Source organism: Streptomyces sp. NPDC127595 (assembly GCF_042671685.1).
GTDB lineage: Bacteria > Actinomycetota > Actinomycetes > Streptomycetales > Streptomycetaceae > Streptomyces.
Map to the genome: position 1 here is coordinate 686,632 of NZ_JBHXWK010000001.1, position 25,468 is coordinate 712,099.

23 protein-coding genes and 1 pseudogene are annotated in these 25,468 nt (G+C 71.2%); 8 read left to right on the forward strand and 16 right to left on the reverse strand.

What is annotated here, in order from left to right; all coding sequences use genetic code 11:
- Positions 1–25: 25 nt before the first annotated feature.
- From ACFVKT_RS02915 to ACFVKT_RS02925, 3 genes are all read right to left on the reverse strand, one after another.
- Complete coding sequence (locus ACFVKT_RS02915) at positions 26–1,519, reverse strand: flotillin family protein (RefSeq protein ID WP_385726869.1); 1,494 nt, start codon at positions 1,517–1,519, stop codon at positions 26–28.
- A gap of 207 nt (positions 1,520–1,726) precedes the next feature.
- Positions 1,727–1,951 (reverse strand): hypothetical protein, encoded by a 225-nt coding sequence (locus ACFVKT_RS02920; protein ID WP_385726871.1) that lies wholly within the window; start codon positions 1,949–1,951, stop codon positions 1,727–1,729.
- Positions 1,952–1,998: 47 nt separating this feature from the next.
- Entirely contained in the window at positions 1,999–3,435 is a 1,437-nt protein-coding gene (locus ACFVKT_RS02925) for an amidase (RefSeq protein WP_385726873.1), read from the reverse strand.
- A gap of 194 nt (positions 3,436–3,629) precedes the next feature.
- Between ACFVKT_RS02925 and ACFVKT_RS02930 the strand changes: the two genes are divergently transcribed.
- Positions 3,630–4,664: a LacI family DNA-binding transcriptional regulator gene (locus ACFVKT_RS02930; protein ID WP_385726874.1), complete on the forward strand. Its 1,035-nt coding sequence runs from the start codon at positions 3,630–3,632 to the stop codon at positions 4,662–4,664.
- Positions 4,665–4,836: 172 nt separating this feature from the next.
- The gene (locus tag ACFVKT_RS02935; protein ID WP_385726876.1) at positions 4,837–6,015 is read left to right on the forward strand and encodes a 4-hydroxybenzoate 3-monooxygenase; all 1,179 of its coding nucleotides are present in this window, start codon (positions 4,837–4,839) and stop codon (positions 6,013–6,015) included.
- A 133-nt stretch (positions 6,016–6,148) separates the two neighbouring features.
- Here the strand turns inward: ACFVKT_RS02935 and trxA are convergent, their stop codons facing one another.
- Complete coding sequence (gene trxA, locus ACFVKT_RS02940) at positions 6,149–6,526, reverse strand: thioredoxin (RefSeq protein ID WP_385726877.1); 378 nt, start codon at positions 6,524–6,526, stop codon at positions 6,149–6,151.
- Between the two features lie 119 nt (positions 6,527–6,645).
- Here trxA and ACFVKT_RS02945 point away from each other — a divergent pair, with 119 nt between their 5' ends.
- Positions 6,646–8,082, forward strand: a complete 1,437-nt coding sequence (locus tag ACFVKT_RS02945) for a dihydrolipoyl dehydrogenase family protein (protein ID WP_385726879.1) — start codon at positions 6,646–6,648, stop codon at positions 8,080–8,082.
- Between the two features lie 120 nt (positions 8,083–8,202).
- On the opposite strand, the gene ACFVKT_RS02950 is transcribed toward ACFVKT_RS02945, so the two are convergent.
- Positions 8,203–8,859 carry a peptide deformylase gene (locus ACFVKT_RS02950; RefSeq protein ID WP_385726881.1) on the reverse strand — a complete coding sequence of 219 codons (657 nt, stop codon included), beginning with the start codon at positions 8,857–8,859 and terminating at the stop codon, positions 8,203–8,205.
- A gap of 203 nt (positions 8,860–9,062) precedes the next feature.
- Between ACFVKT_RS02950 and ACFVKT_RS02955 the strand changes: the two genes are divergently transcribed.
- Positions 9,063–10,466, forward strand: a complete 1,404-nt coding sequence (locus ACFVKT_RS02955) for a PepSY-associated TM helix domain-containing protein (RefSeq protein WP_385726883.1) — start codon at positions 9,063–9,065, stop codon at positions 10,464–10,466.
- Positions 10,467–10,546: 80 nt separating this feature from the next.
- Here ACFVKT_RS02955 and ACFVKT_RS02960 read toward each other — a convergent pair whose 3' ends face one another.
- The 3 genes from ACFVKT_RS02960 to ACFVKT_RS02970 form a co-directional block, all read right to left on the reverse strand.
- The gene (locus ACFVKT_RS02960) at positions 10,547–10,894 is read right to left on the reverse strand and encodes a tetratricopeptide repeat protein (RefSeq protein WP_385726885.1); all 348 of its coding nucleotides are present in this window, start codon (positions 10,892–10,894) and stop codon (positions 10,547–10,549) included.
- Positions 10,895–10,963: 69 nt separating this feature from the next.
- Positions 10,964–11,404 (reverse strand): MarR family winged helix-turn-helix transcriptional regulator, encoded by a 441-nt coding sequence (locus ACFVKT_RS02965; protein ID WP_385726887.1) that lies wholly within the window; start codon positions 11,402–11,404, stop codon positions 10,964–10,966.
- Positions 11,401–11,937, reverse strand: coding sequence for a MarR family winged helix-turn-helix transcriptional regulator (locus ACFVKT_RS02970; protein WP_385726889.1), 537 nt, complete (start codon positions 11,935–11,937; stop codon positions 11,401–11,403). Before ACFVKT_RS02970 ends, ACFVKT_RS02965 begins: the two co-directional genes overlap by 4 nt.
- Positions 11,938–12,116: 179 nt before the next feature.
- On the opposite strand from ACFVKT_RS02970, the gene ACFVKT_RS02975 reads away from it, so the two are divergent.
- Complete coding sequence (locus ACFVKT_RS02975) at positions 12,117–13,082, forward strand: pirin family protein (RefSeq protein WP_385726891.1); 966 nt, start codon at positions 12,117–12,119, stop codon at positions 13,080–13,082.
- Positions 13,083–13,202: 120 nt separating this feature from the next.
- On the opposite strand, the gene ACFVKT_RS02980 is transcribed toward ACFVKT_RS02975, so the two are convergent.
- The 8 genes and pseudogenes from ACFVKT_RS02980 to ACFVKT_RS03015 form a co-directional block, all read right to left on the reverse strand.
- Entirely contained in the window at positions 13,203–13,886 is a 684-nt protein-coding gene (locus tag ACFVKT_RS02980) for a hypothetical protein (protein WP_385726892.1), read from the reverse strand.
- Positions 13,887–13,907: 21 nt separating this feature from the next.
- Positions 13,908–14,096: pseudogene (locus ACFVKT_RS02985) on the reverse strand (formylglycine-generating enzyme family protein); the annotation flags it as partial.
- A gap of 39 nt (positions 14,097–14,135) precedes the next feature.
- A complete protein-coding gene (locus tag ACFVKT_RS02990) occupies positions 14,136–15,341 on the reverse strand; it encodes an acetyl-CoA carboxylase biotin carboxylase subunit family protein (protein WP_385726894.1) in 1,206 nt (401 codons plus the stop codon).
- A gap of 102 nt (positions 15,342–15,443) precedes the next feature.
- Positions 15,444–16,160: a tyrosine-protein phosphatase gene (locus ACFVKT_RS02995; RefSeq protein WP_385726896.1), complete on the reverse strand. Its 717-nt coding sequence runs from the start codon at positions 16,158–16,160 to the stop codon at positions 15,444–15,446.
- Positions 16,161–16,212: 52 nt separating this feature from the next.
- Positions 16,213–17,400 (reverse strand): cytochrome P450, encoded by a 1,188-nt coding sequence (locus tag ACFVKT_RS03000; RefSeq protein ID WP_385726898.1) that lies wholly within the window; start codon positions 17,398–17,400, stop codon positions 16,213–16,215.
- A 60-nt stretch (positions 17,401–17,460) separates the two neighbouring features.
- The gene (locus ACFVKT_RS03005) at positions 17,461–19,599 is read right to left on the reverse strand and encodes an HAD-IC family P-type ATPase (protein ID WP_385726899.1); all 2,139 of its coding nucleotides are present in this window, start codon (positions 19,597–19,599) and stop codon (positions 17,461–17,463) included.
- Positions 19,580–19,777 carry a hypothetical protein gene (locus ACFVKT_RS03010; RefSeq protein ID WP_385726901.1) on the reverse strand — a complete coding sequence of 66 codons (198 nt, stop codon included), beginning with the start codon at positions 19,775–19,777 and terminating at the stop codon, positions 19,580–19,582. Before ACFVKT_RS03010 ends, ACFVKT_RS03005 begins: the two co-directional genes overlap by 20 nt.
- A 128-nt stretch (positions 19,778–19,905) precedes the next feature.
- Complete coding sequence (locus tag ACFVKT_RS03015) at positions 19,906–21,222, reverse strand: MFS transporter (RefSeq protein ID WP_385726903.1); 1,317 nt, start codon at positions 21,220–21,222, stop codon at positions 19,906–19,908.
- 402 nt (positions 21,223–21,624) lie between these two features.
- On the opposite strand from ACFVKT_RS03015, the gene ACFVKT_RS03020 reads away from it, so the two are divergent.
- From ACFVKT_RS03020 to ACFVKT_RS03030, 3 genes are all read left to right on the forward strand, one after another.
- A complete protein-coding gene (locus tag ACFVKT_RS03020; protein WP_385726905.1) occupies positions 21,625–22,611 on the forward strand; it encodes a 3-oxoacyl-ACP synthase III family protein in 987 nt (328 codons plus the stop codon).
- An 88-nt stretch (positions 22,612–22,699) separates the two neighbouring features.
- Positions 22,700–24,355, forward strand: a complete 1,656-nt coding sequence (locus ACFVKT_RS03025; RefSeq protein WP_385726907.1) for a hypothetical protein — start codon at positions 22,700–22,702, stop codon at positions 24,353–24,355.
- An 8-nt stretch (positions 24,356–24,363) separates the two neighbouring features.
- Positions 24,364–25,458 carry a Gfo/Idh/MocA family oxidoreductase gene (locus ACFVKT_RS03030; protein ID WP_385726909.1) on the forward strand — a complete coding sequence of 365 codons (1,095 nt, stop codon included), beginning with the start codon at positions 24,364–24,366 and terminating at the stop codon, positions 25,456–25,458.
- The last annotated feature ends 10 nt before the right edge of the window (positions 25,459–25,468 follow it).

Genomic DNA, 25,468 nt, shown 5'->3' on the forward strand with positions numbered 1-25,468 from the left:
TGCCCTGCCCCCGCAGCTCACTGCCTCACGCCTTGTCCTGCTCCACCGGCACCCTCTCCGAACGCGGCGGCGGCACAACGCCGTTGAGCCCCGCCGTCCCACCGTCCGGCCCCGTACCGTTCTGGTTCATCGACGCGAGCAACTGCCGTGCCAGGCCGAGCCCCGTACCGCCCATGGTGAGTGCCTTGGCGAACATGTCCGACATGCCGTCGGCGCCGTTGAGCAGCACCATGTGCTCGACGTTGCCGAAGGCGCTCGCACCCGCCCGGACGATCTCCGGCCAGTTCTCGGCGAGTTGCTGGGCGACCACGGCCTCCTGGTTCTCGGCGAGAGCGGCGGCCCTCGCCTTGATGGCCTCGGCCTCCGCGAGACCCTGGGCCCGCGTCGCCTCGGCGGCGGCGAGTCCCTTGGCCTGAGCTGCGGCTGCCTCGGCCTCACCGGTGGCCCGGGTCGCCGTCGCGGCGGCGGCACCCCGCGCCTTCGTCGCCTCGGCCTCGGCGCCCGCGGCCGCCTTGACCCTGGTCGCCTCGGCCGCTGCCGCGAGTTCGGTCTCCTGCGCCTTTGCCTGCGCGGCGGAGATCCGCGCGTCACGCTCGGCCTCGGCCCGTGCGCGTGTCTCGTATGCCTTGGCGTCGGCCGGCTTGCGGACGTCCGCCTGGAGCTGCTGCTCCCGCCGCTGTGCCTCGAGTTCGGCGATGCGCGTCTCCTGTACGACGACGTCCTGCCGGGCGGCGGCATCCGCGAGCGGTCCGGCCTGCTGGGCCTTGGCGGACGCCTTGTCGCGCTCGGCCTGGTAGCCGGCCTGGAGGATCTCGCTGTCCCGGGTGGCCTCCGACATCCGGGCCGCGGCCTTCTGTTCGGCCTCGGTGGCGAGCCGGTTGGCCTCCGCCTGCGCGATCCGCGCGTCGCGCTGTACGGCGGCGGCGTGCGGCATCGCCAGGTTCTTGATGTACCCCGTCGGATCCTCGATCTCGTGGATCTGCAGCGAGTCGACGATCAGACCCAGCTTCTCCATCTCCGTCCCGCAGGCGGCCCGCGTCTGGCCGGTCAGCTTCTCCCGGTCGCGGATCATGTCCTCGACGGTCAACCCGCCGACGATGGACCGCAGATGACCGGCGAACACGTTGTGCACGCGCTCCGACATCAGCTTCTGCTGGTCGAGGAAGCGACGGCCCGCGTTGGCGATCGACACGAAGTCGTCGCCCACCTTGAAGATGACCACGCCCCGCACCTTGAGCGGGATGCCCTGGTGGGTCACGCAGTCCACGTGCAGTTCGGTCTCGTTGAGGTCGAGCGAGATCTTGCGCACCGCCTGCACACCCGGCATGACCAGCGTGCCGCGCCCCGTCACGATGCGGAATCCCATGCCTTCTTCGAGGCCTTCGGTCCGATGCTTCGAACCAGAGATGATCAGCGCTTCGTTGGGCTCCGCGACCCGCCACATGAGCTTGAAGACCACCACGATGAAGACCAGCGCGAGGACAGCTGTCCCCGCCACGACGCCGACAACCATCGGCATACGCCCCCCTGTTGATGGTGCCCTTTCGGCACCGAACGAAGGGAGTGTGCTCCTGCGCAAGACCGGGGTACAGACGCTGACGAATCCTTGTTGCAATCTTGACGAATACGGCTCTCACCTGGGACGAGAGGCGCACAGACGAGCCATTGACGCACCAACTGCCCTACATCGCGGGCGAGTCGGCTCTCCTCGTACGCCGCTGACGCGTCAGCCGTCGTACGCCGCCGAGACGTACACGGTCCGCGGCGGCAGGTACTCCACCACCATCACCACCGTGCCCGGCTCGATGCGGTCCTTCGCGGCGGCCGGATACGCGAGGAAGTGCTCGGCGCCGCCGCGCACCCGGACGATCACCTCGCCGACAAGCCCGGGCCCGATCGTGCCGGTGACCCGCCCCATCAACCCGACCATCGACGCATCGCCCATGGTCACAGACTACGGCCGGTAGCGGCCGGTCAGAGCGTGCCGGACGAACTCCTTTACAGCGAAGGGGAGTCGGCCGCCGTCGCGTGCGGCGGCCACCGCTCGTGCCAGCGCTGGTCCGCCTCCAACTGGGCGGCCAGCGAGACGAGCAGCGGCTCGCTGTTCGCGGGGCCGAGGAGTTGCGCCCCGACGGGCAGGCCCTCGCCCACGAAGCCCGCGGGGACGTTGACCCCGGGCCAGCCCAGCACGTTCCAGGGCCAGGCGAACGGGCACGCGGCGATCATGGCCCGGTCGGTGCCGAACCCGTTCAGGTTCACCATCGAGCCGATGCGCGGCGGGGGAGCGGCGGTCGTCGGCGCGAGGAGGACGTCGTACGACTCGAAGAGGGCGCCGATCCGCCGGTGCAGCGTGAACTCCGCCCGGCGGGCCAGCCGGAGCGGGGCTCCGCCGAGTACGCGGCCCAGGCGGGCGGCGTCGCGGGTCCGCCGGTCGAGGAGGTCCGGCTGTGGCACGTCGCCTGCTCGTTCGGCAAGGCCGACCGTCGCGCGGGGGATGAACGACAGCCCGATCCGTCCATACCGCGGCTCCGCCTCCTCCACTACGTGCCCGAGCGCCGTCAGCCGCTCGGCCAGGGCGAGGACCCGCGATCGTACGGCGGGATCGAGGCGGGCGGGCAGCGCGGTGAACGGCGGCTTCAGCGAGAGCGCGATCCGCAGCCGGCCGGGATCGCGGCCCACCGCGTCCGACACGCGCAGCGCGGGGGGCCGGTGCAGATCGTCGTCGTGCTGACCGCTCGCCGCGTCCAGGAGCAGTGCCGCGTCGGCGATGGTGCGGGCGAGTGTGCCGTTGACGGTGATTCCCTGGAACGACTCCGGGCGCGGCCAGGTCGAGATTCGGCCACGCTGCGGTTTGATGCCGATCAGGTGGGTCCAGGACGCCGGGATGCGGACCGAGCCCGCGCCGTCCGAGCCCAGCGCGGCCGGGACGAGACCCGCAGCCACGGCCGCCGCGGAGCCCCCGGAGGAGCCGCCCGGCGTGTGCTCGGTGTGCCAGGGGTTGCGGGTGGCGCCGAAAGCGGGTCCCTCGGTGAAGGGCCACTGGCCGAGTTCGCAGGTGTTGGTCTTGCCGATGACGATCGCGCCGGCCGCGCGCAGCCGGCGTACGGCCTCCCCGTCCGCGGCCTGGGGCGGGAACTCGCCCCGGCAGCCGAACGCGGTCGGCTCGCCCGCCACGTCCATGTCGTCCTTCACCGCCACCGGCACCCCGAGCAGCGGCCGTCGCACCCCCGCGGCCAGTTCCTTGTCCGCCGCGTCGGCCTCGGCGAGCGCGGCCTCGGCACGCAGCAGGCGGAAGGCGTTCAGGGACGGCTGGGTCGCTTCGATCCGGGCCAGCGCCTGCTCGACCGTCTCGCGCGCGGTGACCGTGCCGTCGGCGAGGGCCCGGGCACATTCGGCCAGACCCGGGGCGCGGTCGGGAGCCGTGTCTGGAGCCATGTCTGGAGTCATGTCGGGAGCCAACGAGGACACCTCCGAAGCACGTCGTCTACCGAACGGTAACCTCCGGGCGGTTCATCCGGTACGGGATGTCGAACATCCTTTGCGGAAGGGGGAGTTCCAGCCACCTGGGGCCGGCGGGCGTTCTCCGGCGCAAAGCTGCGTGCCTCGATTCTGCAAGGATGCGTCCCGTCATGGTGCAGATACCGAAGCAGTCCGCCCCGTCAGCGCCCGCACAACGATCCGTGCCGACGAGTGCCGATGTGGCCCGCCTGGCGGGCGTCTCCCGCGCGACCGTCTCATACGTCCTGAACAACACCAGTGCTGTGCGGATCAGCGAACCCACCCGCCGCCGCGTCCACGAGGCGGCCAAGGAACTCGGGTACGTCCCGCACGCCGCAGCCCGGAGCCTGCGGGCCGGCCACAGCCGCATGGTGCTCATGCCCGCGCCGTCCGTGCCCATGGGCCTGCTCTACAACCAGTTCTTCAATGAGCTCCAGTGGGCCCTGAGCCGCCTCGACTACACGGTCGTGCAGCACGGCAGCGGCGGCCTGCACGACGACGAGGCCGCCCGTGTCTGGGCCGAGCTGCGGCCGGTCGCCGTACTCGTGCCCGGCAGCAGGCTCGGCTCGGAGGGCGTGGCCGTCCTCAAGGGCTCCGGCGCCCGTGCCGTCGTCACGATGGGCCCCGAGCGCGTCGAGGGCGCGCACGCGCTGATCATGGACCACGAACGGGTCGGCCACTGCGCGGGCGCCCACCTCGTGGCCCGCGGCCGTCGCCGCATCGGCGTCGTCATGCCCCGGGAAGCAGGCCTGGACATCCTCTCCGGGCCCCGCCTCGAAGGCGTACGGCGCGCTCTGCACGGCAGCGACGCGACGGTGACCGAGCTGTCGCTGGCGTACGAGGAGCAGGCCGCCGCCAAGCTCGCGGCGCGCTGGCGCTCCCTCGGCCTCGACGCCGTGTTCGCGTACAACGACGAGTACGCGATGCTGCTGACCCGCGCCCTCCAGGACGAGGGCATCGGCATCCCCGACGAGACGGCCGTGATCGGCGCCGACGACCTGATGCTCGGCAGGCTGCTGCGGCCCCGGCTGAGCACCGTGCACATCGAGCTGCCGTCGGGGCGCGACCTGGCCGGACTGGTGGACCGTGTGGTGCGCGAGCCCGGTGCCGCAACCGAGACTCACGAAGTGCTGGGCGCGAGCATCGTGCACCGCGAGTCGAGCTGAGAGAGGCTGGGGACTGTTCCCCGACCGAAGCCGGGGATTGGTTCCCGGCCGAAGCCGGGCGGGGTTTGGTTCCCGGCCGAAGCCGGGGATTGGTTCCCGGCCGAAGCTGGGAATTGTTCCCTGGCTGAAGCCGGAGATGGTTCCCCGGCCGAATCGGACACGGAGGCGCGTCATGCGGACCACGGTCGGCATCATCGGCGGGGGTCCCGCCGGCCTGCTGCTGGCCCGGCTGCTGCACCGGGCGGGCGTCGACTGTGTCGTCCTGGAGAGCAGGACGCGGGCGTACGCCGAGCAGCGCCAGCGCGCCGGAATGCTGGAGCAGGGCACGGTCGACGCGCTACGCGAGTGCGGCGCCGCCGACCGGCTGGACGCCGAGGGCCTGGTCCACCACGGCATCGAACTGCGCTTCGACCGCGAACGCCACCACATCGAATTCCCCGACCTCACCGGTGGCCGCACTGTCACGATCTACGCCCAGACGGAGATCGTTAAGGACCTCATCGCCCTGCAACTCGCCGACGGGCCACCGCTGTTGTTCGGGGCCCAGGCGATCGCCATCGAGAAGCCGGACAGCGACGCGCCCCTTGTGCGCTTTGTGCACCAGGGGCGTGAGCAGAGCCTGAGCTGCGACTACGTGGTGGGCTGCGACGGTTCGCACGGCATCGCACGCGAGGCGTTCCCGGCCGACGTGAGCCGCACGTACGCGCACGACTACCCGTACTCCTGGCTCGGGATCCTCGCCGATGTGCCGCCCTCCTGCGAGGAGTTGATCTACGCGCGCGGTGACCGGGGCTTCGCCCTGCACAGCATGCGCTCACCGTCGGTGTCGCGGCTCTACCTCCAGGTCCCCAACGGCACCGATGTCCGCGACTGGCCCGACGAACGCATCTGGGACGAACTCGCCGCGCGTTTCGCGATCGACGGCGACTGGCGGCTGGAGCGCGGTCCCATCACGTCCAAGTCCGTGACCACAATGCGGAGTTACGTCCACGAGCCGATGCGCCACGGACGGCTCTTCCTCGCCGGGGACGCCGCCCACATCGTGCCGCCGACCGGTGCCAAGGGCCTCAACCTCGCGGTGTCCGACGTCCGGGTGCTCGCGCGTGGCTTCGCGGCGCTGCACGCTGCGGGATCGTCCGAACTCCTCGACCGTTACTCGGAGTTGAGTCTAAACCGGGTGTGGCAGGCGACCCGCTTCTCGTACGACATGACCACGATGCTGCACGCTCAGCCGGACGGGGACGCCTTCGACCGCCGGGTGCAGCTCGCACGTCTGCGCCGGATCACCACATCCCGTCCCGCGGCCGCCGAACTGGCCGCGAACTACACGGGATTACCCCTCGCCCTGTGAAGCCCGGCCGCTGACCTCGCGGCCTCCGGCACCGGCGCCCGCTTCCGCGGTGAGGCCGATGTGGAGGCCTTCACCGACGTGCGCCGGACGCCGGTGCGCGGCGCCGTACCCGATCTGAGGGTGAACGCGGGACCTACTGGCCCGCCTGGGCCTGCTGCTCGGCGACGGACTTGCGGACCTCGTCCATGTCCAGCTTGCGGGCCTGGCCGATCACGTCCTCCAGCGCGGCCTGCGGCAGTGCCCCGGGCTGGGAGAAGATCGCGACCTGGTCGCGGACGATCATCAGAGTGGGGATCGACCGGATGTCGAAGGCCGCGGCCAGCTCGGGCTGCGCCTCCGTGTCGACCTTGGCGAACACCAGGTCCGGGTTGGCCTCGGCCGCCTTCTCGTAGACGGGGGCGAACTGACGGCACGGCCCGCACCAGGACGCCCAGAAGTCGATCAGGACGAACTCGTTGTCCTTGACCGTCTGGTCGAAGTTCTCCTTGGTGAGCTCCACGGTACTGCTCATGCCTGTCTCCCTATTTCCCGAGTCGGTTCGTGCCGGTTCGCACAACGCCGCCTTCCGGTGCCGTATTCCGCGCCCGTACCCGTGTGGCCACGAAGCACACCAGGAACCAGACTGGTCCCATGACGGAAACGGAATCCATCGCGTACGACGTCGTGGTGCTCGGTGCCGGGCCCGTGGGGGAGAACGTCGCGGACCGCGCCCGCGCAGCCGGCCTCTCCGCCGCGGTCGTGGAGAGCGAACTGGTCGGCGGCGAGTGCTCCTACTGGGCCTGTATGCCCAGCAAGGCCCTGCTGCGCCCGGCCATCGCCCGCGCCGACGCCCGCCGCGTGCCCGGTCTCAGCCAGGCCGTACAAGGTCCCCTCGACGCACCCGCGGTCCTCGCCCATCGCGACTACTTCACCTCTCACTGGAAGGACGACGGGCAGGTCGGCTGGCTGGACGGCATCGGCGCCGACCTGTACCGCGGCCACGGACGGCTCGCGGGACCACGCACGGTGACGGTCCAAGGACCGGACGGTGAGCGGCAGGTGCTGACCGCCCGGCACGCCGTCGCCGTGTGTACCGGCAGCCGCGCCCTGCTCCCCGACCTGCCGGGACTCGCCCAGGTCAAGCCCTGGACCAGCCGCGAGGCCACCAGCGCGCAGGCCGTGCCCGGCCGGCTCATCGTGGTCGGCGGCGGTGTGGTCGCCGTCGAGATGGCCACCGCCTGGCAGGCGCTGGGCTCCCAGGTCACGGTCCTGGTCCGCGGCAAGGGCCTGCTGCCCCGTATGGAACCCTTCGCGGGGGAACTGGTGGCCGAAGCCCTGCAGGAGGCGGGCGCGGAGGTACGCACCGGCGTCTCGGTGTCCGCGGTGACCCGCGAGGGCGCGAACGTGGTCGTCCTGACGGACACCGGTGACCGCCTTGTGGCCGACGAGATCCTCTTCGCGACCGGCCGCGCGCCCCGCACCGACGACCTCGGCCTCGACACCGTGGGCCTGGAACCGGGATCCTGGCTCGACGTGGACGACAGCCTCCGGGTGATCGGCAGCGAGTGGCTGTACGCGGTCGGCGACGTCAACCACCGCGCGCTCCTCACCCACCAGGGCAAGTACCAGGCTCGTGTCGCGGGCGCCGCCATCGCCGCCCGCGCGGCCGGCGTACCGCTTCTGGAGACGGATCCCTGGGGCGCCCACGCCGCCACCGCCGACCACGCGGCCGTCCCCCAGGTCGTCTTCACCGACCCGGAGGCCGCCGCGGTGGGCCTCTCGCTCGCCGAGGCCGAACGGGCGGGCCACCGGGTCCGGGCCGTGGACGTGGAGATGTCCTCGGTGGCGGGCGCGGGACTGTACGCGGACGGCTACCGCGGCCGGGCCCGCATGGTCGTCGACATCAACCGCGAGATCATCCTCGGCGTCACCTTCGTCGGCCCCGGCGTGGGCGAACTGATCCACTCCGCGACCGTCGCCGTCGCCGGCGAGGTGCCCATCGGCCGCCTGTGGCACGCCGTCCCGTCGTATCCGACGGTGAGCGAGGTGTGGCTGCGGCTGCTGGAGGCCTACCGGGACGCGTCGTAGCCGAGCCGAAGCCGAGGAGCCGGCGGGGTGCCCGGCCACGGGCTCCGGGGCCCTCTGGCGCGGCGGCCGTAACGGCTGGGGTGGCTCAGCGGGGCACCACGCCGCGGCATCCGTGGCGTCTCAGCCGGGCAGCGTGAAGCCGAGTGCCGCGGCCGCCTCCTGCGGCGTCGGCTGCGCCCAGCGCTCCGCCATCGCCTGGTTGGAGGACAACGAGCGCGTCTCCGCACGGTCGAGATAGAGCACGCCGTCCAGGTGATCCGTCTCGTGCTGGACGATCCGCGCGGGCCAGCCCGTGAACACCTCGTCGACCGCGTGACCCTCCTCGTCCAGCGCGCGCAGCCGCACCTCGGCGTGCCGGGGCACCACTGCCTGCCAGCCCGGCACGCTCAGGCAGCCCTCGAAGAACACCGCACGGGCGGCGCCGATCCCCTCGTAGGACGGATTGACCAGCACCCGGAACGGCTGCGGCACCCGCCCGCGCACCAGTCGCACCTCCTCGGACACCGGCGCCGGGTCCTCGACGACCGCGAGCCGTAGCGGTACGCCGACCTGCGGCGCCGCGAGTCCGACACCCGGCGCCGCGTGCATCGTCGCGCGCAGGGCGGCGACGAAACGGGCGAGCAGCCCCGCGTCCAACTGGCCGTCGAAGGGCTCGGCGGCACGGCGCAGCACCGGGTCTCCGGCGGCCACGATCGGCAACGGGCCTTCGTGGGAGAGGAGTTCCTCGACCTGGTCGCTGAGGGAGCGGGAGGCGCTGGGGTCACGTTCGGATGCCATCGCGCCAGGATGTCAAGCCGTCCGACGTGGAGCGAGGCGGCACAGGGGGAGTCCCCCATCTTCTCGAATGTGACGCACACCACTCCGAAGCCCGGGAACTCCTCGCGTCCGCGCTCCGACTACTGGACCGCCACCGGTGAAGGGAGCCCCACTCCCGGCCCACGGCCCGATCCCGTCCCCTTCCTGACCGGAGAACCCCGCCGATGTCCACCGCTCCCCCGATCACGACGGACGAGTCCCCGCGGTCCGCCAAGCCGGAATCCACCCGAAGAGCCTGGTCCTCACTGCGTCCCCTGGTGCTGCGCCTGCACTTCTACGCAGGAGTCCTCGTCGCCCCCTTCCTGCTGGTCGCCGCGGCCACCGGCTTCCTGTACGCCGCCTCGTACCAGGCCGAGAAGATCATCTACTCGCATGAGATGACCGTCCCGGTCGGCGACGAGAAGCTGCCGCTGTCCGAGCAGGTGGCCGCCGCCCGCAAGGCCCACCCGGAGGGCACGATCTCGGCGATACGCCCCTCGCCCGAGGCCGATGCGACGACCCGGGTGATGCTCTCGGGCGTCCAGGGCGTCGGCGCCGACCACACCCTCGCGGTCTTCGTCGACCCGTACACCGCGCAGGTGCGCGGGGCCCTGGAGCAGTACGGTTCCACCGGCGCGCTCCCGGTGCGGACCTGGATCGACGAGTTCCACCGCAACCTGCAGCTCGGCGAGACCGGCCGCCTCTACAGCGAACTCGCCGCGAGCTGGCTCTGGGTGATCGCGAGCGGCGGTCTGGTGCTGTGGTTCGCGCGCCGGCGTTCGCAGCGCAAGATACGTGGGACCAGCGGGCGCCGCCGCACCCTGGGGCTGCACGGCACCGTCGGCGTCTGGGCGGCGATCGGGTTCATCTTCCTCTCGGCGACCGGCCTGACCTGGTCGACCTACGCCGGGGCGAACATCGACGTCCTCAGGACCTCGCTCGGCCAGTCGACGCCCTCGGTCTCCGCGGCGGCGGGCGGTGAGCACGCGGAACACGAGGCCGCGGCGTCGGCGGGCGACGCGGTGGGCGGAGCGGGTATCGACGAGATCCTCGCCGCGGCCCGCGCCAAGGGCCTCGGCGACCCGGTCGAGATCACCCCGCCCGCCGACGCCTCCTCCGCCTACGTCGTCAAGCAGGTCCAGCGCAGCTGGCCCGAGAAGCAGGACGCGGTGGCCGTCGACCCGACGACCGCCGAGGTCACCGACGAACTCCGCTTCGCCGACTACCCGGTGCTCGCCAAGCTGACCCGCTGGGGCATCGACGCCCACATGGGCGTCCTCTTCGGCCTGGCCAACCAGATCGTGTTGATGGCCCTCGCGGGCGCGCTGATCCTTCTGATCGTCCTGGGCTACCGCATGTGGTGGCTGCGCGGACGCGCCTCCGCGTTCGGCCGCCCCATCCCGCGCGGCGCCTGGCAGCAGGTCCCGCCGCAGATCCTGGTCCCGGCCATGGCGGCCGTCGCAGTGCTCGGCTACTTCGTCCCGCTGTTCGGCATCCCGCTGGCGGTGTTCATCGCCGTCGACGTGCTGCTCGGCGAGATCGCCCACCGGAGGGGGAAGCGCACGTACACCGCCGGAGCGACGAAGTAGGAGCGGGGCCGCACAACTCCCCGGGGGGCGTATGCGAAAAGGCCGGTCACCATGGTGACCGGCCTTCTTTCGCAGGGCTGTTACACCTGCTCGAACTCGCCCGCGAGCGCGGAGGCGATCCGCAGGTGCGGCTCCGCCTCATCGGGCCGCCCCTGGCGCTGAAGCGTGCGCCCCAGCATCAGCCGGGCGTAGTGCTCGACCGGGTCGAGCTCCACGAGTACGCGCAACTCGTCCTCGGCGCGCCGCAGTTGGGCCGAGTGGTAGTACGAGCGGGCCAGCAGCAGCCGGGGTCCGACCTGCTCCGGCACCTCCTCCACCAGGCCACCCAGAACCCGCGCCGCACCGGCGTAGTCCCTGGCGTCGAAGAACATCCGCGCCCGCTCCCAGCGCTCCGCGGCCGTCCCGTGGTCGTAGTACGTCGTGTCCACCGCTGACCTCCTTTGACGGGCTCAACAGAGGAGGTTTGTTGAATATTCCACTACTGTGAGGTGGTGGGGTCACACGTCGGCGAGCTCCGCGTTGGCCCGCTCGGTGACCAGGGTGAGGACGCGACCGGCGGTCGCCAGGTCCTCGGCCGAGATGCCCGCGTACAGGCGGCCCGCGACCTCACGTATGCCCGGCTGGATACGCTCGAAGAGCTCTCGGCCGCTGTCCGTGAAGGACGCCTGCCCCGGGGCCGACTCCTCCAGCAGTTTCAGCTGCGTCATCTCGTCGACGATCTCCCGGGCCGCCGACTCCTCGATTTTCAGCGCCCCGGTCAGGCGGCCGATGAGCCAGTCGTGCTCGACGGTGCCGCCCTGGCTCGAGACGGCATTGAGGGTCACCGACTGGTGGAACGTGGTTCCGGTGCGGGCCAGTACCGTCTCCAGTACGGCCCGGCTCGCATAGTGGGCCAGGGCTATGACCTGGCCGTTGGCGGGTGGAGTGGCGGTGGTCATGACTGCTCCTTCTCGGAAAGTACTTGCTTGGGGTGTTCCTGTTCGGGGTGTTCCTTCTGCGGGTGTTCCTGCTCGGGACGTGGATCGAGTGGTACGTCGAGCAGCGCCGCCAACTCGCGGCTGAACGCCCGTGTCCGCTCGCCGTGGTAGCCGCCGAGGGGTTCGAGGAGCTGGTCCAGGAGATCGTGGACCACCCCGATCGCGCGGCGCGTGACCTCGCGTCCCTCGCCCGTGAGTGAGAGCTGCACCGCCCGGGGGTCGGCCGGATCCCGTGTCCGGTCGACGATCCCGGCCGTCTCCAGGGCGCGGGCGAGCTTCGAGACGTAGAGCGGTTCGAGTCCGGTGTGGTCGGCGAGCGCGCGCTGGCTCGGCCTGCGGCCGTCCCGGTGCATGCCGTACAGCGACGCCACCAGCGAGTACTGCGCGTGGGTCAGGCCCAGCGGTGCGACCGCCCGGTCGACGGCCACCCGCCACTTCATCGACAGACGCCAGACGAGGAATCCGGGCGTCGCGTTCTCAGGTACCGAACTCATGAAAAAAACAGTACATGGCTACTATGTCCATGGCTACTATTTCCAGGACCCGTCCGACCAGCGGTGTATGCGTCCGGGGCCCAGGTCCTAGGTCCTCTGCCCGGATCTGCCCCGAGTGCCCCTCAATGGGCGGGTCGAGGGCCTGACGGCGGGTACCCCACAGGGCTAGGTTGTGGGCCATGAGCAATCTTGATCGCGAGGCAGTGCCCGCCCTGTGCGGTGGCCGCGGTTTTGTGGTGGCCGAACCGGTGCGCGAACTCCTCAGTCCCCGCAAGGTCAAGCTCGGCGAGTCCACCGAAGTCCGCCGCCTGCTGCCCAACCTGGGCCGCCGCATGGTCGGCGCGTGGTGCTTCGTCGATCACTACGGGCCCGACGACATCGCCGAGGAGCCCGGCATGCAGGTCCCGCCGCACCCGCACATGGGCCTGCAGACCGTCAGTTGGCTGCATGAGGGCGAGGTGCTGCACCGCGACTCCACGGGCAGCCTTCAGACCATCCGCCCACGCGAACTGGGCCTCATGACCTCCGGCCGGGCCATCAGCCACTCCGAGGAGAGCCCCAAGTCGCACGCCCGCTTCCTGCACGGCGCGCAGCTCTGGGTCGCTCTCCCGGACAGCCACCGCCATGCCGACCCGCGCTTCGAGCACCACGCCGATCTGCCCCTCGTCACGGCTCCCGGCCTGCGCGCCACGCTCATCCTGGGCACGGTCGACGGCACGGCCTCACCGGGCACGACGTACACCCCGATCGTCGGCGCCGACCTGGCCCTCGCGAGCGGTGCCGACGTACGCCTGCCCCTGGAGCCCGACTTCGAGTACGCCGTACTGGCCATGTCCGGCGAGGCCCACGTCGACGGCGTACCCGTACTTCCCGGCTCGATGCTCTACCTCGGCTGCGGGCGCACCGAACTCCCGCTGCGCGCCGAGTCCGACGCGGCCCTCATGCTCCTCGGCGGTGAACCGTTCGAGGAGGAGCTGATCATGTGGTGGAACTTCATCGGGCGGTCCAACGAGGACATCGCACAGGCCCGTTCGGACTGGATGGCGGGCTCACGGTTCGGTGAGGTGGTGGGGTACGACGGAGCTCCGCTGCCCGCTCCGGAACTCCCGCCGGTGCCGCTGAAGCCGCGGGGAAGAGTGCGCTGACCTGGGGTTCCCGCTCCGAATACTCATACTCCAGCAGCGGTTCGCTATTCCTGCTGGTCAGGGGCATGAATTTGAGTGCCGGGGGCCTGATGTTCCTTCAGGGGCGGGTTCGGTGGCGTCTCATACGAAGGGCGGGTCTGTGCCGGTCGGCCGTCCGGGGCGGACAGTGCTTCCACGCCGCGAAGAACGAGTGCGGCATTGCTCGGCGGTGGCCTCCGGTGCCTCCTCGGGCAGGTAGTGGTCGCAGGGAAGCGCCTGCTCGCGGACGTCCGCCGCGTACTCCCGCCACACTGCCGGCACGTCGTAGCTGCGGCCCACGAAGCTGTGCTCGCCCCAGAGCGCCGGCAGGGGCGCGGTGACCCGACGGCCGTCGGCCGCCTCCGCGTCGTCGTGGACGAGGTCGATACCGGCGGCGGCGCGGTGGTCCTCGCAGGACGCGTGAATGGCGGCCGGGTCGGAGAAGCAGCGTACGTACTCGTCCTGGGCGGCCTGGTCGAAGGCCGTACCGCCGTGGTGCCTGGCGCCCATCCGGGCCCGGATCCGGTACTCGGGGTCGCCCTCGATGAGCCGCTCGGGGATGCCGTTCCCCGCCGCGAGGAAGAACCAGTGGTAGTAGCCGGGCCCGAAGGCCGCGTGGGCGTGCGCGAAGGCTGCGTGGGCGTGCGCGAAGACGTGGCGGGTCGGCACGATGTCCAGCACGGCCAGCACGGCCAGCACGGCCAGCACGGCCAGCACGGCCACCGGCCGCGGGTGGTCGAGCGCCAGCCGGTGCCCCACCCGCCCGCCGCGGCCGTGTCCGGCCACCGAGGACCGAAGGCCGTCGAACCGTGCACCGAGCCACCGGCAGTAGGCCGTCGCCGCCTTCCAGGCGACCCCGATGACCGGGTGGTCCGCCGGCGCTCGTGGGACCGGTCGGCCGGTGGCCGCTGCGAAGCGGGCCCACTGGCCGACCGTGACGGGGGTGCGGGCGGTCCGGAACGCCGGGACGTGGATCTCCGCGCGCGGGACTTCCTTCGGACGGGTAAGCCCGAATATGTCGAACAGGAGTCCGCGTCAGGCGGAGGGCGATCCCACCGGGACGGCCTCCTCGTTGAAGCTCGCGATGTCCTCCAACAGCTTCGCCAGCATGTCCTCCCGGCTGTGGGCGACAACTCCCAGGCCGATCTTGCCGGTTCGCCACGGGGCCTCGTCCCGGGCGGGGTACTCCAGCTGTACGAAGGGGAAGAGCTCTTCGAGGTCCTCCTTGCGCAGTGTGCTTCGGGCGTCCTGGCGGAGATGGATGTAGCCGTACAGCTGCTCGGGTTCGTGAGGTGCCACGGTGGCCTTCTCGCCGAGGGAGATGCTCACCTCCGCGTCGAAGAGGTTGACGCCGTAGGTCATCTCCAGCAGTTCGGGGTACTGCGTTCCGCTCAGCCGCATGGCGCACTCGCTGAAGGCGGTCCGCTCCTCGTTCTCGAACGCCTCCATGTGGAAGATGCAGTCGGGGGTTCCGAGAGATGCGAGGCTCTTCTCCGCCAGCGCGACCGCGCGCCGGAGCGACTCCGCGGACTGTTCGGGGGACGCGATGTAATCGACCAGGACGTGTCCCGCGGCGAGTTGTACGAGCGGTTCCCGGTAGCGGCCCAGCGCCGCCCACTGCAAGGCGCCGTCCTGCCAGATCCCGTCCACGTGCAGTTCCCGGCCGGCGACGAACGACTCGGCGACGAAGGCGACGTCCGAGGACTGGGTCGCCAGCGTTCCGAGGAACCGGTGCTTCTCGCTCGCGAGGAGCAGCTCGTGGAACTGATCCTCACTGCGCACGACCGAGGTCCTGATGGAGCCGAAACCCGCCGCCGGCTTGACCACGAAGGGTAGCCCGAGGGCGCGGGACAGCTCGTCGAAGCGGGTACGGGATGTGACGTACCGGCACTGGGCCCGGGGGACGTCGGCGGCGAGCTTGGTCTTCTGCTGGTACTTGTCGCGGAACACCAAGGCGCGGGCATGGTCCCGGCACCCCGGCAGCCCCAGCTCGTCGCGCAGGACGGCGGCGCTGAACACCCCCTGCTCGTGTCCGGTCACGACGCCCTTCACGTCCGACAGGTCGCTGCTCGCGACCGCTCGCAGGACTTCCTGGACGTCCTCCAGGTGGCTCACCCGGCAGAACTGTCCCTCCTTCAGGCCCGGGACGTCCTTGTCCACGATGGAGAACGGCACCTCGCCATGGCGCTCGATGGCTTCGGCCAGCGGCTGGCGGTAGCCCAGCAGAATCACAGTCGACATATCAGAGCACTCTTTCTGTGGGTCACGATGTTTCGAAAACGGGAGAACTCGATAGCGGGAGAACTCGAAAACAGGAGAGACAACAGGAGAAGGGGAGGGGATTCACGGGATGTGGACGAGCGCGGACCGCAGTTGCTCCACCTCGCAGTCCGTCATCCCGCTCTCCCCGGCCCACCGGTCCCAGCCTCCCCAGGTGCTCGACACGTGGTCGAGCAGCCTCTCCATGGCGTGCGCGGGCGCGTGGTGGACCTCGGGCGGCAGCAGGCTCAGGGCGGCCTCAGCGCTGGGACTGCTGCCGTAGAGCTCCATGATGTTCGCGAACGCGGCGTCGGAGCGGTGGTAGTCGGCCACGATGACCTCGGGGGTGGCGCCGAGAAGCCCGAGGAGCGCGGCCACGAGGACGCCGGTGCGGTCCTTTCCCGCAGTACAGGCGATGAGCACCCCTCCTGCGGCCAGCCCACGTGTCACGGTCCTGAGCGCGTCGACCAGATCGGCTGAGCACTCGTCCAGCAAGTGCCCGTAGGTGACGGCGAGCAGATCGTCGACGGGGATCTGGCTCAGGTCCCGGATCGCCGTTCCCAGGGGGATCCGGTAGAGACTCTGCGCCGCGGACACGGGGGCGGTCCCGTCCATGGCCGCCTCGCGCTCGGAGCGGAGGTCGACGATGCCGCGGATGCCGAACTCGGTCCCGAGCCGGCGCAGTCGGGCCGCTTCGAGCAGATGGAGGCCGGCTCCGCGGAACAGCGTCCGGGGCGCTATGCGTCCTTTCAACACCGGTGTTCCGCCCAGATCGCGGAAGTTGACAGGGTCGCGCATCATCGGTCCCCCCTGGGGCGAGAAGGTCCGCAGCGCGCTGCGCCCATGTGTGCTGTCACCATTCGACGTTCAGACCCTCCACGCCGTAGACGAAGGCGCCGTCGGCGAACAGCGGAGGCGCGCCGTCCCGGGGAAGGCGCATGTTCGGAAAGAGCCTGGGCAGCGTCTCGAACACCACGCGCAGTTCCGCACGGGCGAGGGTGTGGCCGAGGCACAGATGAAGGCCGTAGCCGAAGGCCAGATGCCGCGGCCCGACGCGCTCCGGGTGGATCCGCTCCGGCGCGCCGAACACGGCGGGATCGTGGTTGGCCCCGGCGAGCAGCGCGATGACCCCCTCGCCGGCGCGGATCAGCGTGCCGGACAGCATGACGTCCTCGATGGCGACCCGCGGGACACCGGACTGCACCACGGTCAGGAGGCGCAGCAGTTCCTCGACGACCGGTCCGGGGTCCCGTGTCCCCTGCGCGAGGCTCTGCCAGATCTCGGGCTCGTGGAGGAGCCGCAGCACGCCGAGCGAGATCATGTTGGCGGTCGTCTCGTGCCCCGCGGTGAGGAGGACGACGGCCACGGTGACGATCTCGTCCAGCGTGAAAGCGGACTCGTGTGCGATCAGCCTGCTGAGGACGTCGTCGCCGGGATGTGCCCGTTTGGTCTCGACGACCGCCGCGATGAGGTCGAACAGGTCCTGGTTCGCCCGGTCCACCTCCTCGGTGCTGGCGACCCGGCTGAGGACCACCTGGGACCGTGACTGGAAGAACTCCGCCTTCTCGTAGGGGACTCCGAGCAGTTCGCAGATCACCAGGGACGGCACCGGGAGGGCGAACAGCTCGACCAGGTCGGCGGGGCGCGGCTGCTTCGCCAGCACCTCCGCCTGGCTCTCCACGATGCTGCGGATGCGCGGCTCCAGCGCGGCGATGCGCCGGGTGGTGAACTCGCCGATCAGCGGCGCCCGGTACCGGGTGTGGGCCGGCGGGTCGAGGACCATGAACGCCGCGGGCGGAACGGAGGTGGGTGCCGCGGCCTGGATCTGGGGGAAGCCGGGCCGCAGGATCTCGGAGCTGAACCGTGCGTCTGCCAGGACGGCGCGTACGTCGTGGTAGCCGGTGACGAGCCAGACGCTCTGCCCACTGGCCAGCCGGACCCGGGCGACGGGCGTCTCGGCCCGGTGCGCGGCGTACGCGGGAGAGGGGAGCAGGGGATCGTGGCGAGGAGCCGGGAACGCTGTGTCGTGTGTGGTGGACAAGGCCTTGGCGCCTTTCTCATCGGTCGGCCGCACGGGTGTGCCCGTGGCTGGCCGGGTGCGTCACGTCGTGACCAGGAGGACGACGAGGGGAAGGATGGCGGCCGCTGCCGCGAGGAGCCGGCTCCGTACGCGGACGGTGGCCGCGGTCAGGGGCGTGCGCGCGGGGACCAGCCGTACGACGGTCCAGGCGAGGACGGCGACGGTCACGACCGATGCCGCCGCCGCGGCGCGCAGCACGTGCGCCGCCGTCGACAGGGACTGCGAGGAGAGGGGCGGGTGGCCGCCGGTCGCGAGCAGCGCCCCGCCCGCCACGAGGGTGGAGAGCATGACGGCCAGTACGCCGAAGCGGCTCCAGGAGGAGGCGAACGCGGACAGTGTGGCGGACGCGCGTGCGGTCCTTACCGCCTCGGCGAGCTGGGCGGGGCGGGAGTTCACGTCGACGAGGTCGGCCTGCGACTTGGCCTCGGCGAGACCGCTGTGCATGGCTATCCCGACGTCGGCCTCGCGCAGGGCGGGCGCGTCGTTGTCGCCGTCCCCGACCACGGCGACCGTGGCTGACAGGTTGCGCCAGGCCTTGATCTCGGCGATCTTGCGGTCCGGGTCCGCTTCCGCGACGACGCCGTCCGCGCCCACCGCCTCGGCGGTGGCCCTGGCCACCGCCCCGCTGTCCCCGGTGAGGACCACGACCTCGACACCGAGGTGCTGCAGGGCGCGGATCCCGCCGACGATGTCGGCGCGGTAGGTGGAGTCGAAGACGACGGCCCCGGCCACGTCCGGATTCCGTCCCGGTCCCGAGCGCGCCGCGGAGACGACGACCAGAACCGTCTTGCCGGTGGCTTCCAGGCCGGCGATCGCCGTGTCGAGTTCGGCGGGCCACGCCAGCCCCTGCCCGCGTGCCCACTCCCGTACCGCCGCCGGGGCTCCCTTGCGGAGCTGTCGGCCCGAGTCTGGTCCGCCCACGTCGACGCCGCTGATCCGCGTCTGCGGGCTGAAGGGCACGGACGACCACGAACCCTCCGGCGGTGGCGCCACCGCCTCCGGCCCGTGGCTGCGCCCGACCAGGTCGAGCGACGAGCGGCCCTCGGGCGTGTCGTCCCCGAGGCTGGCGAGGGCCACCGCCCTGGCGAGGTCAGCCTCCCGCACACCGGGCGCGGGAAGGAGCCGCTGCGCCCGGCGCTCGCCCTGGGTGAGGGTGCCGTTCTTGTCGATCAGCAGGATGTCGGCGGCGGCGAGGACTGTGCCGGCCTTCTCGCTGCGGGCCAGGAGGCCCAGGTCCGCCAGGTCGAGGAGGCCGACGCGGCGCAGCAGACTGGCGAAGGGCGAGGGCCGGTGCAGGAGCACGACGCCGAGCAGCACGGCCGCGGTCAGCGCGTCGGCGCCGGAGACGATCGCCCTGCCGGCGGACGGGAGGAGGCCGGCGCAGGCCGTGACCACTCCTTCGGCCACCAGTGCGCCGCCGAGCCACCACCACACCGTCAGGCCGTCGTCCGCGTCGAGCAGTGCGGCCGACCGCGCGATGAGCGAGTCGCGGCTGGAGCTTACGAGCTCCAGCCGGAAGTCGCCGTCCAGCACATGAGCACCACCGGTGACGGACGACCGGTCGTACCCCTTCTCGCGCGCCAGGACGTCCCCGTCCAGGCCCGGGTGACGGTACGGCAGATCGCACACCGAACCCCGGCCGTCGATGACACGGGCGTCCCCCGGAACGGAGTCGCCCGGGCCCACCTCGACGATGTCGCCGGCCGCGAGACTGGCTCCCCGTAGCCGGGCCCCGGCGGCGCGCAGCCCGTGCTGACGGTCCGTCACCAGCCGGCGCGCACCGGCCAGAGCGGCCAGCAGACAGGCCCCTCCGATGGCGAGGACGAGGCCGTCGGCAAGCGCCCCCGCGCCGCAGCAGATCCGTACGAGGACGACCACCGCGAGGGCGGCTGCCAGGACGGGAACAGCCACGTGGACGGCTGCGTCCGTCCCGTCCGTCCCGTCCGCGCCCGAGCGTGGACGGGAGCCGGGAGCTGCGGCGGCTGCCGTGGCGAGCCTGTCAGCAGTCGTCGCCGTCGTCGCCGTCGTCGCCGTCGCCGCGGTCGCCGCGGACGTCTCGTCGGCGTGCGCGGCGTGTGTCCGGGCGGCCTCTCCCGGGTGGGCGGGAGGCAGTCCTCGTACTCCGCCCAGTGCCCGTCCGTCAGCGCGTCGCGAATACACGTACCACCGCCGGGTGTTCGTCCGGGTAGCGGGTGCGGGAGCCGGCACGGCCCGGGAGGCCATGGGTCGTGCCGCGATCCGTATCCGGGGCCGGGGTGTGGCCGCGAACCGTCTCCGCGGCGCGCGGCCGGTGGAGCGGGGCGGGGCTGTGGCCGACGGGTTCCTCAGCCGTATGCATGAATCCTCCTTCGTGGCGGTGGAGTCGTCGTCCGACGGGGCGTCCGATGCCGGTCGGCGGACGCCGTACGGCGCCGGGCACCCGGCCGCCGGCAGGCGGTGCGGGATCCACGGTCGTCGGCCGGGTGCTCACAGGTGGCCCGTCTGGATCAGTACGTCGGCCGGCAACCGGTCGTGGGCGGCGCTCTCGGTCCGGCGCAGCGCGGCGACGGTGGCCGACCAACCGGTCAGGACCAGGAGGCAGACGCCCGCGATGAACCAGCCGTCGTGACCGGATCGGTCCAGGGTGAGCGCCGTGGCCGGGGCGAAACCGCCGAAGACGGCGTCCGCCACGCCCTGGGAGAGGCCCACACCCAGACCCCGCAGCTCCACCGGGAACATCGAGGTCATGGCCTGGGGCAGGGCCAGGCCCTGGAAACTGGACAGCAGCATCCCGACACCGCAGGCCAGCACCAGACCGCCGTAGCTCGGGGAGAGCGTGGTGTACAGCGCCGGTAGGGCGACCAGGAAGCCCAGGCTGGTGAGGGCGAGCACTCCGCGTAGCCCGATCCGCTCGCCGAAGTAGCCAAGTGGCAGCACCAGAATCAGGAGCAGGCCGGTGACCAGGGTGCTCGCTCCCAGGACGGTGGAGGGTGAGGCGCCGAGCCGTTCCTGGGCGACGGTGGGCACGATGACCGCGAAGGTAGTGGTGGAGGCGGAGGCCGCGGCGGCCAGCGCCGCGACCGTCAGCAGCGCGCGCCAGTGGGAGGCGAGGACCCGCAGCGGTGGCCGGCGGGGGCGCGCCTGCCGCGCGGCCGTGGCCCGGAGGTTCAGGAAGGCGGGGGTCTCGGGCAGGCCGCGCCGCAGCAGGCACAGCAGGAGCGACAGGGACCCGGCGACGAGGAAGGGCACCCGCCAGCCCCAGGACACCAGCGCGTCGTGGGAGAGGACCGATGACAGCAGGGTGCCGAGCGCCGACGCGGCGAACCCGCCCGCCGTGCACGTGAAGATGAAGTAACTGCCGTACCGCAGCCGTGACTTGTCTGTCGCCACCTCCATGAGGTAGGTCACCGCGGTCGGCCACTCGGCGCCGAACGCGAGCGCCTGGGCGCTGCGGGCGAGGACCAGCAGAACCGGTGCGCACACGCCGATCGTCGCCGATCCGGGAAGTGCGCCCATGGCGAGCGAGGCGACGCCGGCCACGCTCATCCCCAGCACCATGGCCTGCCGGCGGCCGGACCGGTCGGCTATGTATCCGCCGAGCGCACCACCCACCGGGCGCAGCAGCATGCTGCCGCCGTAGACGAGGAACGCGCCGACCGTGGCCCCCACCTGGTCGCCGCCGAAGAACTCCTGGGCGAAGACCGGTGCGAACAGGGAGTAGACGATCCAGTCGAAGAACTGGAGGAAGTTGCCGCCCGTGACCACGAACCGGGCTCCGCGGCGGACTTCCACGGGGGCGGTCATGACACCGCCGGATTGCCGGACGCGTCTTCACGAGAAGAGACGGACCATGCGTGGTCAATGGGTTCCTGAGCAGTCCGCAAAGGCACGACGCGCCCTCCAATAAAGTTCCACGGCCGCACCAGAGGGAATTCGGAAATGAATCCGTGCGGTGCGGTGGGGTCTGTCGGTGAGTCGGTGGCACGGCCAGGAATTCGGCTGAATGCTCCGACGCTGAAAGACCGTAGGCCATCCGATGAGGGACCGTCAACCGAAAGGGGATTACCTGATGGAACCCCTTGTGGTGTGCCTGTCATGAGGGTGTGCGGATAGGGGCCGGTAGGGGTGGTAGGGGGTGGTCGGACTCCTTGCCGGGTCCGTAGATTGGAAGCCATCTGAGGCAATATCGAGGGGGGTGTGTTCCGAATGCCGATCGGAATTATCGAAGTCGGCCATTATGTGCCGGACAGGGTTGTCGGAAACAGCGAAATCGCCGACTGGGCGGATGTCCCTGAAGAGTGGGTCGTGGAGCGCACCGGAATCAGGGAACGGCGCTATGCGTCGCCCGGCACGGCGACCTCCGACCTGGGCCACGAGGCGGTGCGCGACCTGTTGTCCCGGCGGCCCGTGGCCGGTGGTGACATCGGGTGCCTGATCGTGGCCACCGCCACCCCTGACCAGCCGCAGCCGGCGACGGCCGCGGTGCTGCAGGACCGGCTGGGGCTGGACGGCGCCGCGGCCTTCGACGTGAACGCCGTCTGCTCCGGTTTCGTCTACGGGCTCGCGGTGGCCTCAGGAATGCTGTCGGCCGGCTCGTTCACCGGCCCCTATGCCCTGGTCGTGGCCGCGGACATGTTCTCCTCCGTGATGAACCGGCGTGACCGCAGGACGGTCAGCCTCTTCGGTGACGGCGCCGGGGCCGCGCTCCTTGGCCCGGTGCCCGAGGGGTACGGCATCCGCGCGTCGCGGCTGGTCTCGCACGGAAGTCTGCGGTCGCTGGTGGAGGTGCCGGCGGGTGGCACGAGAACGCCGCTCACCCCGCAGGCGCACCAAGCCGGAGAACACCTCTTCCGTATGGACGGCAGGGCGGTCGCCCAGTACGCGGTGAAGGTCCTCCCCGAGGTCGTCGAGGACGCGCTGAAGACCGCGGGGCTCGGCCTGGACGACATCGACCGTTTTATCTTCCATCAGCCCAATGTGCGGCTCCTGGAAAAGCTGACGGCCGAATTGGGAATCGACCCGGACCGGGTTCAGGTGACAGCCACGGAATTCGGCAATACCGGGGCTGCCTCCGTTCCCATCACACTGCGGGCAGCTCAGGAAAAGCAGCCTTTCCGCCGCGGTGAACGAATCCTGTTGGCAGCGGTGGGCGGCGGAATGACGGCCGCGGCCGTCGTCCTCGTCTGGTTCTGAGAAGAGTTTTCCGATGCTCCCGGAAAAGCGGCGGCGTTGCTTTTCGCACGGGAGCCCAAACTTCGACACGTATGAGAAGGGTTTATCCATGGGTTATTCCTCGACGGACGCGGTGGGTACGGCAATCGAGGACGAAGAGGCCACCGATGCGGGCGGCGGCCGCTACGAGGTGCTCGACGGCCGTATGACGCAACAGGAGCTGCAGGAGGTGGTCCACTCGGTGATCCGGGGGGAGGGCCAGCCAACGCCCGAACTCCAGATGGGGTCCGGAAGCATTCTGACCTGGCTGGACGGGACCCGGGTGGAGGTCCGAAGCAGGCCGGTGCCGCATCCGGAACCCGGCACCCTGGACCACATCCATCCCGCGGTCGGCGCCCTGCAGATTCTGCTCACCGCCTCCGGTCCCCTGTCCGACGCGGCGGAGGCCACCTTCGACCGCCTCGTCGACGCGGTCGCGTTGCGGAGCCGGCGCTACACCGCCGCCGAGATCGACTCGATCGTGCGGGGCATGCCGCTGGTCGCGCGCTACGCCACCCCCGAACCGGCCTTCGCCGGCTGGGCGTTGATCTTCCGCGACCACTACGTCGAGAACAGCGTGGGCTTCCTGCTGGGCATGGAGCGCGCCGGTATGGACCGTGAATGGATCTTCGCCTTGTCGAAGGGCGACCGGACCCTGCACCGCGACCGCGTCCACGCCTGGTTCCTCGACCACGGGTACCGGAGCGACACGCTGGACAACTCGGTCATCAACGGTACGGCCGACACCGGCGCGCTGGCGCACGCCCTCGGAGTCAACGCACGGGTGGACGACTTCATCCGCCGTGCGCACGAGGCCGGCCGGAAGGTCCTGGTCATCGACGATGGCGGGCTGCTGGCCCAGGGCTACGGCGCCCGCGGCGTACTCGAGGGGAACATCGACGCCGCCGTGGAACTCACTGTCAGCGGGCTCAAGCGGATCGTCAACGCCCCCGGCGAGCTGTCCGTACCCGTCATGAACATGGCCCGGTCGCAGCTGAAGACCATGCTCGGCTACAACGAGATCGCCGACTCCTGCGTACGCCGGCTGCGCGCCATCCTGCCCGGTGAGAAGTTCATCGGCAGGCACATCCTGCTGCTCGGCTTCGGCACGCTGGGGGCCCGGGTGGCGCACGCCCTGCGCTCCCTGGGATGCCGGGTCGGTGTGGTGGACCCCCAGGTCTTGCCGCTCATCACGGCCGCCGAGCACGGCTTCGAGACCTACACCAGCGCGGCCGAGGCGCTGCGCGAACACTCCCCGTTCCTGATCATCGGGAACAGCGGCGAGCTGGCCATCACCGCCGAGGACCTTGCGCTCCTGCCCGACGGGCTCTATCTGGCGGGCTTCGCCACCAAGGACTTCAGCCTCCTCACCGAGGGCTTCCCCGGAGTGCGCTCCGCGACCGTGCCGTTCGTCGGCGTACGCCACACCCTGCAGAGCGGCGCCACCGTGACGGTCCTGGGCGACGGCCGCTCGTTGAACCTGTTCGAGTACGAGGGAATCGCCAACCGTGGGTACGACGCCTACCGGGCCGGGACGCTCATCGCGGCCAAGGAGCTCTGCCGGAACGCCGACGGGCTCCCTCCCGGCCTTCATCTGGAACCCGTCGACCGGGCGATCGACGAGGCCGGCCTGTTCGAGGCGTACTACCACGAGTACCTGGTCACCGGAGGACGCCGCCCGCAGGCCGGAACCGTTCCCGCCGACGCTCCGCTCGTCGCACGGTGAGGCCCCAGGTGTCCAGGACCCACGTGTGCGTGATCGGCCACGGCACCGCCGGCCGACTGCACGAGCGACTGCTGAGCGACCTCGGATTCCGGGTGAGCCTCGTCGATCCCGCGCAGACCGCGACCTCCCACCGGGCGCCGGTCTTCGGCGGCCTCTCGGACCTGCCGGACGACCCGCCGGTCGACGTGTGGTCGGTGTGCTCGCCCACCGCCACCCACGTGGAGAACGTGGCGGCCGTGCTGGCCGTCGACCCCGCGGCCAGGCTGCTGGTGGAGAAACCGGTCTGCCGGTCGTGGGAGACCTCCGCGCTGCTCTCCCTGCTCGCCCGCCACGACCGGGCCCGGCTGGTGGTGATGGACCAGTACAGCCACGCCCAGGCACTGGCGCTGTTCCGCTCGGCCCGGCAGGAGTTCGCCCCGGGGCACCCGCTGCGCGCGCTCCGCGTCGGCTTCGGCAAGGACCGGTTGGCGGACATCGCAGCCGGCCGGTTCGTCGATCGCGACCACGGGGTCTTCGGCTACGAGTGGCTGCACATGCTCGCGCTGGTACGCGGCCTCCTGCCGTCCGCGACGTACGACCGATATCTGAGCACCGAGCCGGACAGCGGTTCCCTGCGGGTCGCCGCCGATCCGGAACTCGTCAGCACCGCTGCCTACGAGACCGTGACGGTGGACGGCACGGCCGTCGAGCTGTACTCCACCATCGCGGGAACGGACACCACCGGCCAGGTGCCCACACCGCCGTGGTTCGTCCCCCGCTCCGCCGAGGAGAGCAGGCAGCGGTACGTGGAGGCGGTCGCGGGTCCGGTGCGGTTCAGCCTCCACCTGGACCCGGTCGTCCTGCCCAACGGGACCCCGCTGCCGCGCAACATGCACCATCTGAGCGCGGAGGGCCCCGGTCTGCGGCGGGAGTGGATGATCCACGACTCTCCTCTGGAGAACGCCCTGCGCTCGGCGATCGCCACGCTGCTCGGCCACCCGGAGCCGGCCGGTCCGGACCTCCGGGGCATCACGCGCATCGGCCGACTCGCCGCGTCCTCCCGGTCCACCGCGCGGGAGCCGCTCACGATGTCTCCCCCCGCCACCCCTTCCGCCCGCCTGTGAGGTCATCCGC

Coding starts and splice junctions, on each gene's coding strand:
- ACFVKT_RS02915 (WP_385726869.1), bottom strand. CDS start 1,519: ATGCCGATGGTTGTCGGCGTCGTGGCGGGGACAGCTGTCCTCGCGCTG.
- ACFVKT_RS02925 (WP_385726873.1), bottom strand. CDS start 3,435: ATGGCTCCAGACACGGCTCCCGACCGCGCCCCGGGTCTGGCCGAATGT.
- ACFVKT_RS02930 (WP_385726874.1), top strand. CDS start 3,630: ATGGTGCAGATACCGAAGCAGTCCGCCCCGTCAGCGCCCGCACAACGA.
- ACFVKT_RS02935 (WP_385726876.1), top strand. CDS start 4,837: ATGCGGACCACGGTCGGCATCATCGGCGGGGGTCCCGCCGGCCTGCTG.
- trxA (WP_385726877.1), bottom strand. CDS start 6,526: ATGAGCAGTACCGTGGAGCTCACCAAGGAGAACTTCGACCAGACGGTC.
- ACFVKT_RS02945 (WP_385726879.1), top strand. CDS start 6,646: ATGACGGAAACGGAATCCATCGCGTACGACGTCGTGGTGCTCGGTGCC.
- ACFVKT_RS02950 (WP_385726881.1), bottom strand. CDS start 8,859: ATGGCATCCGAACGTGACCCCAGCGCCTCCCGCTCCCTCAGCGACCAG.
- ACFVKT_RS02955 (WP_385726883.1), top strand. CDS start 9,063: ATGTCCACCGCTCCCCCGATCACGACGGACGAGTCCCCGCGGTCCGCC.
- ACFVKT_RS02965 (WP_385726887.1), bottom strand. CDS start 11,404: ATGACCACCGCCACTCCACCCGCCAACGGCCAGGTCATAGCCCTGGCC.
- ACFVKT_RS02970 (WP_385726889.1), bottom strand. CDS start 11,937: ATGAGTTCGGTACCTGAGAACGCGACGCCCGGATTCCTCGTCTGGCGT.
- ACFVKT_RS02975 (WP_385726891.1), top strand. CDS start 12,117: ATGAGCAATCTTGATCGCGAGGCAGTGCCCGCCCTGTGCGGTGGCCGC.
- ACFVKT_RS02990 (WP_385726894.1), bottom strand. CDS start 15,341: ATGTCGACTGTGATTCTGCTGGGCTACCGCCAGCCGCTGGCCGAAGCC.
- ACFVKT_RS02995 (WP_385726896.1), bottom strand. CDS start 16,160: ATGATGCGCGACCCTGTCAACTTCCGCGATCTGGGCGGAACACCGGTG.
- ACFVKT_RS03010 (WP_385726901.1), bottom strand. CDS start 19,777: ATGCATACGGCTGAGGAACCCGTCGGCCACAGCCCCGCCCCGCTCCAC.
- ACFVKT_RS03015 (WP_385726903.1), bottom strand. CDS start 21,222: ATGACCGCCCCCGTGGAAGTCCGCCGCGGAGCCCGGTTCGTGGTCACG.
- ACFVKT_RS03020 (WP_385726905.1), top strand. CDS start 21,625: ATGCCGATCGGAATTATCGAAGTCGGCCATTATGTGCCGGACAGGGTT.
- ACFVKT_RS03025 (WP_385726907.1), top strand. CDS start 22,700: ATGGGTTATTCCTCGACGGACGCGGTGGGTACGGCAATCGAGGACGAA.